Raw genomic sequence first — 18,212 nt, 5'->3', positions numbered from 1 at the left:
GCCGTCCGCAGTGGAGCCCGCACCGGCTCCTCCGTACCTGCGCAGGAGGCCATCGCCAGGACAACGCATCCCACCGCCACTCGGATCGTCAGACTTCGCACTGCTCCCCGCCCTTCCAAGCACCGCGGACCCACGACACACCCCATGACGCGCGCCACAGCACTCCGGTTCTCCCTAACGAGCTGGTGCGTGATAGCAGTGGAGACGTGTTTCGCCTGGTCGTGGCCTGTTCTCAGGTATTGACGGTGCGATCGGAGACGAGGCCGGCGATGGCCCGGTAGGTGGCGGGCAGAGCTTCGCGTCGGTGGGTCCAGCGGGTCAGTTGCTTCCAGCGTTTGTGGTCGACGAGTGCGTGCTCGACGGTGATGCGCTTCGATGAGTGGTTGTGTAGGGCTTCCTCTCTGGCTGCGTGCACCTGCGGAAGGGCGATCTTGTTCGGTTTCCTGGGTGGTGTGATCGCCTGGCCGGGGTGGTCGCGGCGGAGGCCGAGGTATCCGTCGTCCAGGAGAACCTCCACGTCGGGGAAGTGCTGGAAGCAGGTTCCGATGCCTTCGTTGCGTGCGGCGGTCGCATCGTGCATCCGGCCAGGTCGCAGGGCGTCGGTCCACAGTGTGCGGCCCTGAGAGTCGGCGATGACGGTGGCCTTCATCGTGTTCTGCTTCTTCTTGCCCGAAACGAATGCGCGGCGTCCGCCGCGGCCGGCCACGGGCCGGCGGACCTGGATCTCGGTGGCGTCCAGACGCAGCTCGACGCCCTCGGCCTGGGCATAGGCGAACACGTCTGCCAGGGTCCGCAGTCGCAGGCCGGGGTGGTCGGGGACCGCGCATCCCCGCTTGGCCAGAAGCGCCCGTATCTCCCCCACGGCCCGGGTGATGGTGGAGCGGTCGACATCGAACAGCAGGGCGAGAACAGAATGCGGCAGATCGTGCCGCAGATGAATCAGGGTGGCGACCAGGCGGTCCACGAAGACCAGCTGATGCCGGGCGCCGGCTCCCGCAGCCCGTCTCCTGGCCCCACCGCGTGCTTCATGACGGCACCCCTCGACAGCGGCCTGCCACGGCCCGGCAAGCTCCTCAGCCAGGCAGGCGAGATGATGCCGAGAGATCCCCGTGAACAACTGATGCGCGAGAACCGTCCGGTCAACCATGATCGTCACACCTGGATCATGCCAGCCACCAGCAACGACGTATCAGCCGCTATCACGCACCAGCTCGTAAGAGCTCGTAACACGATCATGATTGACGCTTCTTGAGGCGTCTCCAGCGGATGAGGCTGCAGGCCGGGGAGATGAGGGCGTCGTGGAGTTCGGCGCGGCGTTCCCAGTGGACAGCGAGGCGTTGAGACCGGTGGAGCAGGACGAAGGTCTGTTCCATGACGCAGCGGAGTTTGCCCAGGTCTTTGATGTTCGGGGCGCCTCTGCGGGAGATGACCGGCCGGATCCGGCGTTTGCGCAGTTCACGGCAGTTGGGGTTGGAGTCGTAGCCCTTGTCGCCGAGCAGGGCTTCGGGACGCCTGCGGGGACGGCCGGGACGGCCCGCGACGAGCGGGGTGCCGTCGGCCAGGGCGAGCGTCTGGATGACGTCGTCGACGTCGGCCGCGGTGGTGATGGCCTTGAACGGGGTGCCGTGTCCGTCGCAGATCAGGTGATGCCTGCTGCCCGTCTTTTGCCGGTCGGCCGGCGACGGACCGGTGTCGGCTCCCCTTTTTTCGCGCGGACATGGGAACCGTCGACGCGCGTTCTGGGCCAGTCCGGCTCGCCGGCCGCGTTCAACTCGGCGGGCAGAACGCGGTGGAGCCGGTCGAAGATCCCGGCCTTCTGCCACCGGTCCAGACGCCGCCGGCAGGTCTGCCCTGAGCCGAACCCCGGCTCCGAGGGCAGGAGTCGCCAGGCCATGTCGTCGCAGAGGACGAACAGGATTCCCTGGAGGCAGAGATGGTCCGGCACCGGCCGCGGGCCGGGAGCCTTCTCGGGCCAGGGCGGCAGCAACGGCTCGACCAGCTCCCACAGGTCGTCGTCCACGATCCACGGCCGGGTAGTCACACCGCCCCGAAAGGCGGAATTGTCACACCTGTCACGGCCGATCAGGGCCGATCAGGGCCGATCAGCAAGATCGTGTTACGAGTTCGTAGGGCCCTTTCGTCCCCTTGGCCTGCAAAAGTTCGTCCGTGCTTCGGGTGGGGCCTGCGGTTGGTGCGAGGGGCGCGGGATTTCCTGTTCGGTCGGGGTTGTAATGCCGTCGGCGAGCCGGCTCGATCGGGAATCCGGCGGCATCGGGAGTTCTGCCGACGGTGGACGGCACGGGGGCTCAGGGTGGGGTCGGGCGGCTCGGCCTGGCGCCGGTGCGTGGCTCGGCGGGCGTGAGTTATGGGCGTGTACATGTCGAGGCGGCACTCATGGGCCGTTCGCCGCCCGCCGGCGCGTGCTCCGCCACGGAAGGAGCCCGTCGAGAGATTGGTCAAATATTCGACCGGAACAGGGGTTCCGTTCCGTCGGACGAAGGTGTCATAAATGGTGCCGGGGGCATGTGCCCCGGTTCCCTTGGGGAGGGAACGGGTTCCTGGTGCGCGCGGTGGCCGTGCGCCGGCCGGGACCCCGCAGGGGAGGGGTGTTCGTGAGTGGTGTGCGGGCGGTGTCGGCCGCGGCGCGACGGATCGTGGAGCTGGTCCAGGACTTACCGTCCGGGATCTCACGACGGGATCTCGTGACGGAGGCGACCAGGCGGTTCCCGAGGCTGCCCGAGCAGCGGGTGGCCAAACTGATCGCCGAGGCCGTCGCCGGAGGTCTGCTGCTGGGGGACGGCGACCGCCTCGTGTCCGCCGTCGAGCCGGAAGTCCCGCTCGGCGACGGTCCGTTCACGGACTCCGTGAGCGCGTCGGACGAGGGAATAAAGAGCTCCGATGCCGCGGACTCCGCTGGAACCCCCTCCAGGACGCCCGTCCTCCGGGCCGTCGCGCTCGACCTCGAAAGCGTCGTGCGAACGACCGCCACCGCGCCGTACGTACAGCGCCACGTGTACGAGGTGGCGGCCGTCAGGTGCGGCGCGGACCGGGAGTGGGTCGCGGCCGCTCCCCGCTGGCAGCGGTACCTCAGGTTCCCAGGCGACGGCGAGACACTGCGCGACGGCGCCGTGCGGGACGCCGTACTGGACCGGGGGATCTCCGCGCGGCAGGCGTGGACGGAGCTGCGGGACTTCCTCGCGGACGCCGATGCCGTCGTGGCGCACAACGGCACGGCGCTGGACTTCCCCGTCGTCAGGCAGGCGGCGGAGGAGGCCGGTGCGGACGATCCGCTCGCCTCCGTACGTCTCGTCGACACGCTGTACCTCGCCCACGCGGTGTGGCCGACGGCTCCCTCCCACCGGCTTCAGGACCTGGCCCCGACACCCGAACCCTCCCGGCCGGCGCCGCGCGCGCACACCGCGGAGGGCGACGCGACGCTGCTCGTCAGCCTTCTGCGGAGGGCCGCCGTCGAGTTCTCGGAGAAGGCACCCGAGCTGCGCGCCCTCGTCTCCGACGTCTGTCCCGACTCCGACGCCTGGCGGCTGCTGAGGGAATTCGCCGGAGAAGAGCGGGCCTCCGCACGGGAACCCCTCGTCTGGGAGCAGGCGAGTGTGGCCCGTCTGCTGGGGGCGGAGTGCGCGCACCATCCACCGCGCCGGAACCCGGATGGCCGGATGCCGGGCCGTGGCGCCGTCGTCGTACCGGCAGTGCTCCGCGGGGCCGACGGAAGGGTCGATCCGACCGCTCTCGCCCGTGTCGTGCACGGCCCCCACGTCGAACCCCGCCCCGCCCAACAGCGGATGACGACGACGCTGCACCAGTGGACCGACGCCGGTGTCAGCGGCCTGCTGGAAGCCCCCACCGGCACCGGAAAGAGCTACGCGGTCCTCGCGGCCGCTCTCGACTGGCTGGCCGGCGGGCCGGGTCGCACCGCTGTCATCGCCACCTACACCAAGCAGCTCCAGAGCCAGATGGCGAAGGACGTCCAGGACCTGGAACGGGCCCTCCCCGGTGTGCTCGGCGTGACCGACCTGGTCAAGGGAAAGTCCAACCGGCTCTCCCTCGCCGCCCTCACCAAGGCCCTCGCCGAGGCCACGCGCGGGCCCGCCCTCCACCACGCGCCCCGCCGCCGCATCCGACAGACGCGGGATCTCCGCTTCCGTGAACTCGTGGTCCTCCTCACCCTGCGGCTGATCGCCTCCGGAGAAGCGCCGCGGTCCTGGACGGCGAGATCGGTCGATCCGGTGGACCTGCCCGCCTTCTGCGGCGACTACATGGGTGCCGCGCTCTCCTTCTGGCTGGAGTCGCTGTCCCAGCGCGACGGCGACTACGGCCCAGCCACCGGCAATCCCCTCACCGCGCACACGAGCACGGTCCGGGAGGCCCTCGGAGGCCACCGCCTCGTCCTCGTCAACCACGCCCTGGTCCTCTCCCACCTGGACGACCTGAGGGCCGCGGGCCCGGACGTCCTCCTCGTCCTCGACGAGGCCCACGAGCTGGAGAACGCCGCTACCACGGCCCTGACCGTCGGCGTCGACCACCAGGACCTGGAGGACGTGCTGGCGGAGCACCACACCTGGGTGGCGGAAGCACGCTCCGGCCCGGAGCGGGACCGGGCCCTCGTCGCGATCGCGGAACTGGACCGGCTGCTCGACGACGAACGGCTCCCCCGGCTCGCGGCCCAGGCGTTCGACACCCGGGCCAAGGGCGTCGGCGTACGGATCGGCAGCCGTACCACCACGCTCGCGGGCCCCCACACCGGCACTGCCGGCACCCGGGACACCCGTCGGCTGTCACTGCTGCTGGAGCGCATCGCCAAGACACTCCTGAGCTGCCGCATCGCCCTGGAGCGGTACGCCGCCCAGCACACAGCCCACCTCGACCCACTGGTCCGCGAGCGACTGGACGCGCTCGCCCTGCACACGGACACCCTCACCACCTCCATCGACCGGATCACCACCGATCTCGGGGCCTTCCTCGACCCCGCCGGTCTCCTGGACGAGACGCCTCCCTCCCGCGTCGTCCACCTGGAGGAACTGGCCGAGCCGACGACGGAGCTGCGTTCCTACCGCTTCCGCGTCGCCACCAGCCCCGTCGACCTGCCCGCCGACCCGGAGTGGCGGCGCTACCTGGAGTCCTTCGCCCGCGTCCACTACGTGTCCGCGACCCTCCGCGTCTCGGGGGAGTGGGACTTCGTCCGCAGCAGACTGGGACTGCCGAGCGAGCTGCCGGCGCTCGCCCTCCCCTCCCCGTTCGACCTGCGCACCCAGGCCGAGGTGGTGTGCTTCTCCGACTTCCCCTCCTGGGCCGAACAGGAGGAGGGCGCACTGCGCACCGTGGCCCACCAGGTGGCGGGATTCGCCACCGAGATGACGAGGGAACGCCCTGACGGCAACGGCTTCGACGGCGGCGGCATGATCCTCACCACCGCCCGCTCGACCGCCGCGGGCATCGGCTGCCACCTCGTCGAGGAACTGCGCGCCCACGGCCTCGACACCCCGGTCGTCGAAGCGCTCGTCCTCGGCAACGGCCGCGCCCACCAGGCGTTCACCGACCGGCAGGACGGAGGGGGATTCCTCGTCGGCACCAAGGGACTCTGGCAGGGCGTCGACATCTCGGACGCCGGACGACTGAACCTCGTGTGGATCAACAAGCTGCCTTTCGCGCCGTTCGCCGCACCGATCATCGAGGCCCGGCGCGCGGCCGTGGCCGAACGGGCCGCGCAGGCCGGCCACCCCGATCCGGAGGGGGCCGCCACCGAGCACTACTACCTCCCCCTCGCGGCCCTTCAACTGCGCCAGGCGGTCGGTCGGCTCATCCGGTCCGACCGGCACCGCGGAGTCGTCATCATCAGCGACCGCAAACTCGGAGGTCAGAGCAGCCTGCGCCGCTCCTACCGGCGGGCCTTCCTCGGCAGCCTCGACGAAGGACTCCAGCGGCCCGATCCGGACGACGGCGGCATCGGCGGGGGCAACGTCACCACCATGACCGAAGGCTGGCGCCGTATCTGGGAGTTCATGGTCGCGAAAGGACTTCTGGACCCGGCACGCGCCGCCGAACTGTGCACCGCCCCGGCCCTCGAACGGCACACCCTCCTGCCGCACACCCGACGCATCCGGGAACTGGCGCTGACCTCCGAAGAGACCCGCCTGCTCCGCGAGAAGAACCGGCTCGCCGAAGAAGTACGGGAACGCTGCGCGCGGATCGGCGGCCTGCTCGGCCTCTCCGACGACCCGGTGTCCCTCAAGCCGGCGCAGCGGGCCGTCATCACCGCCGCCGCCGAAGGCAGAAACGTCCTCGGACTGCTCCCCACCGGCTTCGGCAAGAGCTTCACGTTCCAGCTGCCCGCCCTGGTCCTGCCCGGCGTCACCGTGGTCGTCAGCCCACTCGTCGCCCTGATGCACGACCAGGCCCTCGAACTCAACCGGACCATCGGCGGAGCGGTCCGCGCACTGATCTCCCCGCTGCGGGAGTCCAGCAGCAGAGCCGGCAAGACCGAGGTCGCTGACCAGCTCCTCGGCCGTGCCGACCACGGGATCCGCCTGGTGTACGTCAGCCCGGAACGTCTGTGCCAGCGGCGCTTCCGCGAAACGGTACGTGCCGCGGCGGCGGCCGGCCGGGTGACCCGGATCGCCGTCGACGAGGCGCACACGCTGGCGCAGTGGGAGGACTTCCGTCCCAGCATGCGCAGGGTCAGCCGGTTCCTGGACGAACTGCGCCGGGACCACGGGGTGGCGGTCACCGCGGTGACCGCCACCGCCAACCGGGCCGTTCACGAGGCACTGCGCGAAGGACTGTTCGCCCTGCCCGCCGAGATCCCCGCACAGGGCTCCGCCCGGGCGGCGGCCGAAGCGGCGCACCCCGGTGTCACCGGCGGACTCCTCACCGTCCGCGAGAACCCCGTCCGCCCCGAACTCGCCGTCTTCCGTCGCTCCCTGGACCGCCCCGGACAGGGCGGCGTGGCCGGCCTGGTCGAGGGCGTCGTCGACGCGCTGGAAGGCCACACCATCCTGTACTGCCTCACCGTGAAGGAGGTCAACACGCTCTACACCCACCTGCGCGAGTACACCGGTGACGCGGGCGTGCGCGTCCTGCGCTTCCACGGCCGCCTGACCGAGGCGGAGAAGGCCGCCGTCATGAACGCATTCCGGGAGGCCCCGCGCGAAGGCGACGACGGGTTCGCGCCGCTGGTCGTCGTCGCCACCTCCGCGTTCGGCCTCGGCGTCAACAGGCCCGACGTGCGCACCGTGATGTGCGTGTCCCCGCCGACCGACCTGGCCGCCCTCTACCAGCAGATCGGCCGGGCCGGACGGGACGGCGGCCGCCGCCGCACTGCGGGCTCCGGCCCCGTCAACAGCGGCCTCGCGCTCGCCACGAGCCGCGGCATGCGCATGGTCCGCTTCATGACCGGGCAGGAACTGCCGGCCGCCCTGCTCCGGCGCATGGGCCACCTCGTCCTCGCGCAGCACGACGGCACGCTCGACCCGGTACGCCTGGCCGAGATCCTCATGACCGAGGACGCCGCCGCCGGGGACCTGAAGGAGGCCGAACTGCGGGACCGGTACACCCAGGAACGCTACCGGAGCGGCGTCATGCGCGCCTTCAGCGCCCTCTCCGACCTCGGTGCCGTCGAGGACCTCGGCGACCATCCGCCGCACTGCGCGGTCAAGCCCGGCGACCTGCACCGGGTGCGGCACGAAGGCGGCCGGACCGGTCCCCCGGCGGACCGGGCCGGCCGGCAGGAAGCCGAGCCCGTACGGATCGAGCGGGCCGTCATCGCCACGGCACTCTCGTGGCACACCCCCGGAAAGGTCGACGTCCAGGCGTTCGACCGGGAGCTCGCCGCCCGTTGCCCCGACTACCGGGCGGTCGCCGACGGGCCCGCGGCGACCTGGGAGCTCCTCGCAGACCTCCACGACCGCGGCCTCCTGGACGTCTCGGCGGCACCGAGCCGCCGCCTGGTCACCGGACTCACCGTGCGCACGGGCACCCTGCCCGACGGCTACCTTCCGCTGCTCCACCGGCGCGGCAGCCGAGCCGCGGCGGAACTGGCGGAGCTCAGACGCTTCTTCGACGCGACCACCGTCTGCGCCCAGCGGGTCTTCGCCGACTACTTCGGCGTCACGGACCTTCCCGAGGGCTGCTGCGCCACCCCCGACCGCCGGTGCTCCGCCTGCTGGGACACCGGCGACCTGTCCGCGGACGAAAGGCGACCGGCCGTGGCAGAGGCGTTCCACAGCCCGGCCCCCCGACGCGGCGGCCGCACCGACACCGCGCAGCGCGACCAGCGGGTCGACCTGCAGATCCACCGGCTGCTGCAGCTCCAGCCCCAGGGCATGCACCCCCGCCGGCTCTGGCACGCGCTGCGCGGCGACGAGTCCTCCTACCAGCCGAGGAGCCGCACGATGATCTCCCTGCCCAGGGCCGTGCGGGACAGCCGCCACTTCGGAGGCCGCGCGGACCTCCCGTACGCGGCGGTCGGCGACAGCCTGAAGCGGCTGGCCGCGGGAGGAGCCGCCACGGAGGGCCCGGACGGCCTCTGGCACACGTCCCGCCCACCGCGACGAACACCTCTCCCCGCCCCGGGGAAGGGGGACGGAGCGTGACCGCGACGACCACCGACGGGGCCGACATCTGGCGGCCGTACGAGGACCACCCCGTCCTCACCCCGAACATGACCGGCGGGCACCGGACCACGCCTCCCCACGAGCTCGCCCGGCTGCGCCGCTACCTGGCTGCGGTCGTCGCCGACCGCAGCTGCCCGGTCCACACGACGGTCGCCTTCAACGCCGCCTACTTCGGCTACGAGATCGGCGGCGAAGGGTACGGCAACGGCCCCTTCGACCTCGACGAATTCCCCGTCCTGAGCCTGGGGAACGAAGTGCCGGCACACCCCGTCGGCTCCCTCGTCCGCATCGAGACGGGGTCCGACCCGCTGTACGCCGAGATCGTCTACAAGGAGGGCCGTCACCCCCGGATCGAGGAGGACGGCGAGGTGCCGTCCTGGGTGTCGGGAGCCCCGGCCACCGCCCGGGGGCCGCGGGAGCAGCCTGCGGAGACCTGCGTGCGCCGGGAGCTCTTCGTCCCCGACCTCACGGCCTTCGGCCCCGCGCTCCAGCTCGACGAGACGAAGCTCACGAGGCTGCGTACCCGCGGGAGATGGCTCAACGAGGATGGTCACGTCGTGGTGGACGTCCGCTACGCCACCCCCCAGGAAGCCGCGCGTGACGACACGGCCGCCTTCGTCGACCACCTCCTCGCCCACCAGAACGAAGCGCTCCTGAGCCCCCTCGTGCCCGTATCCGTCGCACACCTGGCCGACGGCGGGGACGAGGAGCGTCTGCGGGGCGCGCTCACCGGACTGTTGGACGTGATCGCCCACGCCCTGCGCACCACCGACAGTCTCCGCGCCTGGGGCCCCTACACGCTGACCCGCGAACGCATCGGGGCCGGCCTCCGCCAGGACGGGCCGCTGGGCGGATCGGACCTGTACGACCTCGCCGGCTCCCTGGAACGCGCGGCCGCCCCCGGCCCGCGCCGCCGCCACGGGCTGAACGGCTCGCGCACCGCCTACACGGCGATAGCCCCGTGGCTGCGCGGCGTGGCGGGCGCCGGGCCGCTGCTGACCGGCACCGAATACGCGGTTTCGGTCTGCCGGGCCAACCTCGTCGTGACGGACTTCCTCCGCCGCGACACCGACGACGGCCTGCGCGAAGGCAGCGACGTCCGGATCACCCTCGACGACAGCTTCGAGAGCGGCGCCATCTGGCGCTCCCACCACCCCGGCTCGGAGGAGACGGACGGCACCGATCCCCTGATCCCGGCGGGACGAGGCTGGCGTGACGCGGTGAACCCGCCGGCGCCCCGGGCCGCCGAGCCCGCTCCGCGGAACGTCCCGCGGGAGGAGGAGCCGGCCGACGTGCCGTCGGCCGACGCTCCCCTCGCCGACCCGCCGTTCACGGACGAGGAGGAGATCGGCCTTCGGAACTACCTCCGGATCGACGACAGCGAGCTCTGCTGGCAGCAGCCCCTGCGCCTGGCCCACCTCATGGAGGACAGACTGCCGCTGAACCGGATGGCCCGGAGCGCACTCGCCTCGCTCGGGCCGGAGAGCGGCCGTGTCCGGCTGGAACTCCATCACGCCGGCGTCGCGATCGACCCCTCCGAGGAGGTGCAGGAGGTGGTCCTGGACCTCGCCGAGGAGACCGGCACGCTCCGCGACGTCCAGTGGCCCATCGACTTCTTCCCGGGACTCCGCCTGTGGCTCCAGTGGCCGCGCGGCGGCACCGTCCTCAGACTCTCCACGCGGGAGCTGGAGGAACCCGTGGACATCGACGGCCGGCTCGTCACCCACGAGTACGACCCCCAGGTCCTGACCCGGGACGGCGCTCCGGGAAGCACCCGGGACGGTGACACGTCCGCCGGACTCGACATCCGGCGACTGGTCCTGCGCGCCGTACGCCGCTTCGGTCTGCTCACACCTGACGGACACGCCCTGCTCGACCGCGACGCACTGCCCCGGGGAATCCATGCCGCCGCACCCGCGCCCCACCAGATCACCGCGGTGGAGCGGGCCGTGGAGGAACTGCTCGCCGAACGACACCTCTACGCGGCCGTCGGCAGCCGGGGCCCGGACGGCGAACCCCATCACCCCGTCCGCGACGGCGAGTCCCGGATCCCGCTGGTGGGCTACGAGCCCCGTCCCGTCGTCGTGCCGCGCCCGGGCCCGGGAGCCCACGGGCTTCCTCAGGGCCCGGGACTCGAGTACGCCGTCCCGGGCTTCCTGCGGAGACTGCCCGCGGGCAGCGAACCGAGCGACGTCCAGCGTGCCGCCTACCGTGCCCACTGCCGTCACGCCGGAAAGGCGGACGGCTGGGAACTGCCGCGCGGCTACACCTTCGTCACGCCGCACTCCCGCCGGCGCTGACGGTCCGCGCCGGGCAGGAGCCGGCTCCGGAGCGACGCCCCTCTCCCACGCGCGCCCTGCCCCGCCCGCCCTCACCTTCCCCATGCCCACCCAGCAGCACATCGACGAAGAGGTCACACACAGAATGCCCCTCAGCCATGCGGTGGTCGCGGAACCGCCGATGTCGCCACCAGGCGTGTCCATCGAGCTTCTCGAAGAGCTGGCATCGGCGCTCGACGGGCTCGGTCCGGTCGTGGACGACACACTCGCGGAACTCACCGTCGAAGAGACGGGGCTCGCGCTCAACTCCCTCGACACGAGGGACCGTCAGACGATCATGAACAGGCTGGGGTTCCGCAGGGTCGTACCCCGCCGTTTCGGGCAGGCGCTGAGCGAACAGGTGCTCAGCCGGATACAGCGGCGGGAACCTGCCCTGGAACGGCGCCACGCCGCGATGCACCTGACGGCCCGCGTCATGGTCGACATGGTCCGTGACGTCATGGCACCCGCCTCCGACGACCGTGGCGGCCCCGCCGGCCGATGGGACGCCCGGCTGGTCCGGCTCACCCTCTTCTCCAGGGTCCAGGCGTCGGTGTTTGACGCGCACCTCCTCGTACGGGCCGCCGAGCAGGGCTGGTACGGGGCGGGGTCGGACGCCGTCGCCCGGGAGGCGGCGCGTGCGGCGGCGCAGCGGGTCGTCGACGCGGTTCCGGACTACGACCCGGCCACCGCCTTCCTTCACGACGGCGACCGTGTGGGTGTGGACGGGGAAGAGGACGAGTCGGCGGGAGGCGCTCCGGAGACCGCCGCCGTGTCGACCCCTCGGCGCCCTCACGACGCCGTCGGAGAACACACCGAGGAGACCGAGCCCCGCACGGCGAGGGCCGTGCTCGAGAGCCTCGGCTCCCTCCGGGAGGAACTGGAGGACGTCCTCGACCGGGCACGGGACGCCGCCGACCGGCTGAAGCTCGCGCTGGCGGACGGCCGCCCGCCGGCCGCCCCCGACCTGAGAAGCCTCAGCGAGGTCGAGCCGGCCTTCGCCCGCGCCCGGACGGGGCTCGCCGAAGCAGGTCTCACCGGTGTCCCCGACAGGCTCGACGACGTCCACACAGCCATCGACGCCTTCCGCGCGACCGCGGAACGGAGCGAGAAGGACGAGCGGGCCCGCCGAGCCCTCGCCACGGTGCTCACCCTCGGCTGCCGACCAGACAGCGCGGTGGCCGATGTGATCGCGGACGCCGGACAGCGGGCCGGGGCCCTCCTCGCCAAGGCGCGATGGGACGAGCGGGACGAGGCGTGCGCGGACTTCCTCGCCCTGCTGGTGCGCCTCGTCGAGGTGAAGGACGATCCGGCCCACCGCCAGACACTGGTCGAGGCGCAGCAGCGGCTGTCGCTGGCCCATCCTCCGTACGCGGTGGCCGCCGTGCTGCACGACCAGATCACGATCACGCCCACGAAGGAGCCCGTCACCACGCACCGGACGGTGACCGGGAAACCCGCCGAAGGAGCCGACGGACAGGACCGGCCGGACACGGCCGCTCCGGAAGCGGGACCGAAGAGCGGGTCCGACACGGCGGACGCCGGTCGGCCCGTACCGGAGACGGACGGGGCGACGGCCCTCGCCGCGGGTGAGCCGGAATCCGCCACGGCCGAGCAACTCGTGCTGCCGGCCCCACGATCCGAGTGGCCCGTCGCCGACCTCCTCAAGAGCTCCCTCACCGGCACGGCCCTGCTTCCCGGGACCGACACCGACGTGACGGCGGACGATGCCGGCGCGGGCGCCACGACCGACCCGCGGAGCGGTTCGGACGACCACCGGGAGGACGTCGAGCCGATCCTCGCCCGCCTCATCGAGGAGAAGCGCTTCGGACTCGCCGCCCATCTGTCCGGCGCGGCGGACCGACCGCCGGCGGAGTCCGCGGTGCTGCGCCTCTCCGCCGCGGCGGAGCTGCTGAACCCGCGCTCCGACGGGGCCGCGCGGTTCGTCGAGGACGCGCTGCGCGAAGGCGACGCGCAGGAGGGCGCCGCCGCGGGCGGACTGGAACTGCTCCTGTTGCCGGTACTCGTCAAGGCGGCGCTGCTGACGGGGTCCCCGGTTGTCGGCGCCCAGCTCAGGGCACTCTCGCAGCACCTGCCGGACACGCTGCAGAAGGTGGCCGCAGAGGTGGCCGAACGCACCCTGAACAGCGCACTGATCCTGGCGCCCCTGCACACCGTCGTCGCCGACGCGTCGCAGGCCGAGAGCCGGCTCCAGGACTCGGTCGAGACGTGCCGGAACCTGCTGGTGGCGCCCCGGATGCGGTTCCAGCGGGCCTCTCAGATGGCGAAGCAGTGGCTGCTGCCGAACGGCTTGCTGGGCAGCGTGCTGACCGCCGTCGTCAACGGCTCCCCCGACGCCGCGGACCGCGCCGACAGCCTGTTGCGGCAGCTGGAGCGGACCGCGCACTTCGAGGACGAGATCGACCGGATGGACGGCGAGCTCCGCGGTACCGGCGGACGCGCCATCCACGGCTCCGGACGGAACAACGTGCGGCAGTTCCTGGAACGCGTGCGTGCCGCGGTGTGGGAATGGCACATGATCCAGCGGGAACTGGGGAACACGCGCTCCGAGGAGACGGCATGGGCCGCGGACTCGGTGGCCGCCCTCCGGCTGTCCCTCCTGGGACTGCGCAAGGGCGTCATGAGCGACCTGACCCCCGCCGGCCAGGGATCCCGTCCCGTGGCGAGGGCGGCGTCCGCCGCGTCGGGCGAGATCTTCGACGAGGTCTTCGACGCACTCGAGTCGGGTACGCCCCCTGCCCCCCACACCATGGAGACCGACGTCGCGGAGCTGCTGGACGTCGAGCTGTACAAGCTGCCGGACTGGCCCGGCACGGCTCCCACGCTGCCCGCCCTGATCGCGGCCGCGGACCGGACGTGGGAGGAGGCGATCGGCTTCCAGACCGCACGGGACGGCTTCACCGCCGTACGGACGATCCTGAGCCTCGCGGAGCGGGGAGTCCTGCCGGACGGCCACGCCCTGGAGTCGTCCGGCGAACGGCTCGCCCGCCTCGCGCAGACGGAGGGCGAGCGGCACCGCATGCTCGCCGACAGGGTGCGGGAACTCGGGGCGGAGCTCCGCCGGGCCCAGGCGGACGGCGCCCTCACCGTCGAGCAGGACGTCAACCTCCAGGAACTCCTCGCGGACTCCGCTCCCCGGACGGAGAGCGGTTCATCGCGCGAGCTGTCGGTGATCCGGCGCAATCTGGACCGGGTGGCCGAACTGATCCCGCACCACCGAAAGGAGGCCGCGGACCGGCTCCGGGCACGGCTCGCCGCCCTCCCCACGGTCGGCGAGGACGACCGGCGGCGCGTGCTGCACAACCTGGACACGGACAACCTGGCCACCGCCGCGGAACTCGTCTACTTCCTCGAACTGGGCGAGTCGGTACCGGAGATCAGGGCTGAGGACTCGCACCTGGAGACGTTCTTCCCCGCCGTTCCCGACGCCCTGCCCGGAGGCATCACGCCCGATCTGATCAAGGCCGTCCGGTCCCGCAGGCAGCTCCCCGACACGGCGGTACTGGACTACTCGGACCTGTCCGAGGGGGAGGCCGAGCGGGCGGCGGACGCCCTCGAACGATGGGCGAAGCTGGCCTCGACCCGCGACCGGGCCAACATCAATCCCCGGGTCGACCTGACCCCGGCCCTCTCCCTGCTGGGTTTCGAGGCGAGGAAGGCTCTGCCCCTGCGCGAGCTGAGGTACGGCAACGACTACCGCTTCTTCGAGCTCGCCGAGACGGAGGTCACCGGCAGGGCGTGGGCACCCGCGTTCGGCTCGCAGATCAAGGACCGCGGCAACAAACTGCGCGCCCTGCTCATCTGGGGACGTCCGGCGGCGAAACTGCTCATCAGCCGCATCTCCCAGGATCCCGACGAAAGCAGCCTGCTCGTCGTGCACTTCGGCACGATCGACAGCAGGACACGCACCGAGCTCGCCGCCGTCTCGCAGGGCGGCAAGCCCATCCTCGTCGTCGACGACGCGGCCCTGGCCTACCTCGCCGCGCACGGCAACCGTCGGGTCGACGCCGCCACCGAGACACTGCTGCCCTTCTCCGGGGTGAACCCGTACATCAAGGAGAAGCGGGGGCAGATCGGCCGTGAGATGTTCTACGGACGCGACCGCGAGCGCAAGAGCATCCTCGACCCGGCCGGGACACAGATCATCTACGGTGGCCGCGGCCTCGGAAAGTCGGCGCTGCTCGCCGACGCGGGCGACCGGTTCGTGGAACAGCGTCCCGGCTCGTACCGGAAGCTCTACCTCAACCTCGACAAGATCGGCATCGGGAAGGGCACCGCTCTCGGCGCCGCGGCCATCTGGAACACGCTGGACCAGGAGCTGACCAAGGAAGGCGTCCTGGAGGAGCCCCGTCGGAGGGGCCCCAAGCCGGAGCCGTGGCAGCGGGTCACGGACGGCATCGCCACCTGGCTGGAGCAGGACTCCGACCGGCGGCTGCTCATCCTGCTCGACGAGTGCGACCGCTTCTTCGAGGCCGACGTCCCCGAGTGCACGGAGACCCGCCGTCTGCGCGGCCTGGGCGAGGACTCCCGTGGCCGCGCGAAGGTCGTCTTCGCCGGTCTGCACTCCGTGCAGCGCTTCACGCGCCTCGCCAGGAACGGGCCGTTCAGCCACCTCGCACAGACACCGACCGTCGTCGGGCCGCTCACGCCGCAGTTCGCCGCCGACCTGATCGTCCACCCCATGCGGGCCCTGGGATTCGAGTTCGAGGACGTCGACCTCGTCAACCGGGTCCTGGGATTCTGCTCGTACCAGCCCTTCCTGCTGCAGATCTTCGGCAGCAGGATGGTGCAGGTCATGCAGGACAAGCGGGCGCGGCAGCCGATGCTTCCCCCGCCCTACACGATCGAGACGGCCGACGTCGACGCCGTGGAGCAGGACGCGTCGCTGCGCTCCGACATCACCGCGGCCTTCAAGGACACCCTCGCCCTCGACGACCGCTACAACGTCGTCGCCAACGTCCTCGCCCAGCACGCCCGCGACAACGGCCTGGAGACCAGACTCAGCGACCGGGAACTGCGCGACGAGTGCGCCGGCTGGTGGCCGCAGGGCTTCGACAAGCTGGACAGCGAAGGCTTCCGGGCCTACCTGCAGGAGATGGTGGGCCTCGGCGTCCTCGCGCCGAACCACGACGGACAGGGCTGGCACCTACGCGGCCCGAACGCCCTGCGCATGATCGGCACCGCGCAGGAGATCGAGGCACGCCTCCTGGGGGCCGAGGAGGAGTACCGCCTGGAGGAGGCCGTCGTCCTGGAGAGCCGCCCCGGCCTCGACGACGGGCGCCGCTCCGCGCCGTTGACGATCAACCAGATCGACTACCTGCTCGGAGAGCGGAGGAACCAGGTCCGCGTCGTCCTGGGCACCCGGGCGACGGGCATCGGGGACGTGGAACGCACCCTGCGGGACGCGACCGGCCGGGTCGCCGGCTGGATCCTCCCGCCGATCGGCAACGCCAACACCTACCGCAGGCAGCTCGCGGCGGGCCGGACCGAGGAACGGCGTCTGCTCATCAGCGACCTCGCCCTGGGCAGCGACAAGTCCTGCCGGGAGTCGCTCGAGCAGGCCAGGACGATACTTCCCACCGTCCCCGGGGCGACCCGCTCGGTGGTCCTGGTGTCGAGCCCCGAGCAGATCGGCTTCTGGCGCGACCTGCTGGCAGGCTCCGAGGCGGCCGGCGGAGCCGACGAGACCGTGGTGGTGCTGCGCCGCTACGACAAGCGGGGCCTGAGGGACTGGACGCAGCAGCACAACGTCTACGAGACGGAGGAGCGGCTGACCCGGCTGGCTGCGATCACCGGAGGCTGGCCGATCCTGCTGGACAAGGTCTTGGAGCTGCGCGACCCGAACCAGGACCAGGACGGTGCCCTGCAGGAGCTGGAGAAGTGGCTGGCCCGGAAGGAGAGCGCCCAGGAGCTCGTCAACGCCGTGGGTCTGGCGACGACCGCCGTGGCGGGTGACGACGACCTGGTCAGGCGGGGCTACGAAGCCGTCGTCGGAGAGCTCGGCACCGGGTGGAACCCCGAAGCCGACTGCACGACCGCGGCCGAACTCGCCGGCCTCTCGCCGGACGACGCGCAGTGGGCCATCGCCTGCCTGGAATCCCTCCAGGCCCTCGACAGGGACGGCACCCACCTGCGCGTGGAGCCGGTCCTCCACAGGGCTCTCGGCATCCTGAGCGCAGGGGAATGACACCACCGTGAGGGCCGCAGTCACCCGGATCCGGCCCTCACGGTCCACCAGGGCGTCAGCCGGGTGGTGTCCGGCTCGGAGCACCGGCAGTGAGTGAGGCTGATCCTTCGGAGCGGGCACCCTGGCAATGGATCTTGATGGTCCAGGGAAGGACGTCCAGGTGGGACGCAGGTCTCCGTGTCCGGAGGAGTTCAGGAAGGACGCGGTCGCGCTCTGCCTTGCCGCGGCCGGGAAGCGGACGCACCGGTGGCGGCCGCGGATCTCGGTATCGCCGCGGAGTCGCTGCGGACGTGGGTGCGCAAGGACGAAGCCCAGGCCGCGCCTGCCGGCCGCAACGGCAGTGCCAGCGCGGCGGAGGAGCTCGCCCGCCTGCGGGCGGAGAACGCCAGGCTGCTCAAGGCCGAGCAGGAGTGGAGGCTGGAGCGCGAGACCTTGCGCCGGGCAGCTGCGCATTTCGCCCGGGAGGGGAAGTGAGATCCCGCCGCTGGGCCTTCGTCTCCGACAACCGCGCCGACTTCGGCGTCAAGCGGATCTGCCAGGTGCTCGGGGTATCCCGCGCCGGCTACTACCGGCCCCCGGCCACCGAGCAGGCCCGCGCCGAGCGCCGGGCCGAGGAGAACCGGATCGTGAGCGAGATCCGTGCCATTCACGCCGGGCACGGCGGCGCCTACGGTGCCCCGCGCGTCCATGCTGAGCTGCGGGCGAGGGGACGGCGGATCAGCCGCAAGCGCGTGACCAGGCTGATGCGGGTCAATCACCTCTCGGCCGGCACCTGCGGAGGAAGAAACGGACGACGATCGCGGACAGGACCGCGCCGCCCGCGCCGGACCTGGTGATGCGCGACTTCACCGCCGCCGGACTGAACACCAGGTGGTGCGGCGACATCACCTACATAGCCGTCGGCGCGACCTGGCTCTACCTTGCCACGGTGATCGACATCTGCTCGAGGAGGGTGGTCGGCTGGTCGATCGCAGACCACATGCGCACCTCGCAGACCATCACCGCCGCGCTCCCCCGGCCTGAGGCCCTTACGGCTTCGCCTTCAGGATCCATTGAGCT

General features: G+C 71.8%; 6 protein-coding genes and 1 pseudogene. 4 read left to right on the top strand and 3 right to left on the bottom strand.

Annotated features, from left to right (window positions below; genetic code table 11):
- Positions 1-232: 232 nt before the first annotated feature.
- The 3 genes from ACF1ED_RS34905 to ACF1ED_RS34895 all read right to left on the bottom strand — a co-directional run bounded on the left by ACF1ED_RS34905 (position 233) and on the right by ACF1ED_RS34895 (position 2,020).
- A complete protein-coding gene (locus tag ACF1ED_RS34905; RefSeq protein WP_391767388.1) occupies positions 233-1,147 on the bottom strand; it encodes a transposase family protein in 915 nt (304 codons plus the stop codon).
- 85 nt (positions 1,148-1,232) lie between these two features.
- On the bottom strand, positions 1,233-1,748 hold the full coding sequence (locus ACF1ED_RS34900) for a transposase (RefSeq protein WP_391767387.1): 516 nt from the start codon (positions 1,746-1,748) through the stop codon (positions 1,233-1,235).
- Positions 1,640-2,020, bottom strand: coding sequence for a transposase (locus ACF1ED_RS34895; RefSeq protein ID WP_391767373.1), 381 nt, complete (start codon positions 2,018-2,020; stop codon positions 1,640-1,642). Before ACF1ED_RS34895 ends, ACF1ED_RS34900 begins: the two co-directional genes overlap by 109 nt.
- A 682-nt stretch (positions 2,021-2,702) precedes the next feature.
- On the opposite strand from ACF1ED_RS34895, the gene ACF1ED_RS34890 reads away from it, so the two are divergent.
- The 4 genes and pseudogenes from ACF1ED_RS34890 to ACF1ED_RS34875 form a co-directional block, all read left to right on the top strand.
- Entirely contained in the window at positions 2,703-8,606 is a 5,904-nt protein-coding gene (locus tag ACF1ED_RS34890) for a DEAD/DEAH box helicase (RefSeq protein ID WP_391767372.1), read from the top strand.
- Positions 8,603-10,927 carry a hypothetical protein gene (locus ACF1ED_RS34885; protein ID WP_391767371.1) on the top strand — a complete coding sequence of 775 codons (2,325 nt, stop codon included), beginning with the start codon at positions 8,603-8,605 and terminating at the stop codon, positions 10,925-10,927. Before ACF1ED_RS34890 ends, ACF1ED_RS34885 begins: the two co-directional genes overlap by 4 nt.
- A 175-nt stretch (positions 10,928-11,102) precedes the next feature.
- Complete coding sequence (locus ACF1ED_RS34880) at positions 11,103-17,153, top strand: hypothetical protein (RefSeq protein WP_391767370.1); 6,051 nt, start codon at positions 11,103-11,105, stop codon at positions 17,151-17,153.
- Positions 17,154-17,313: 160 nt separating this feature from the next.
- Positions 17,314-18,165 (top strand): annotated as a pseudogene (locus ACF1ED_RS34875) (IS3 family transposase); the annotation flags it as partial.
- Positions 18,166-18,212: the final 47 nt, after the last annotated feature.

Source organism: Streptomyces sp. NPDC014656 (assembly GCF_043084305.1).
Classification (GTDB): Bacteria; Actinomycetota; Actinomycetes; order Streptomycetales; family Streptomycetaceae; genus Streptomyces.
Note: the sequence above shows the minus strand (reverse complement) of the source record. Positions and strands in the feature narration are given on the sequence as shown.

What these genes read in the sequence shown, in the direction of transcription:
- ACF1ED_RS34905 (WP_391767388.1), bottom strand. Translation starts at nt 1,147, where the DNA reads ATGGTTGACCGGACGGTTCTCGCGCATCAGTTGTTCACGGGGATCTCT.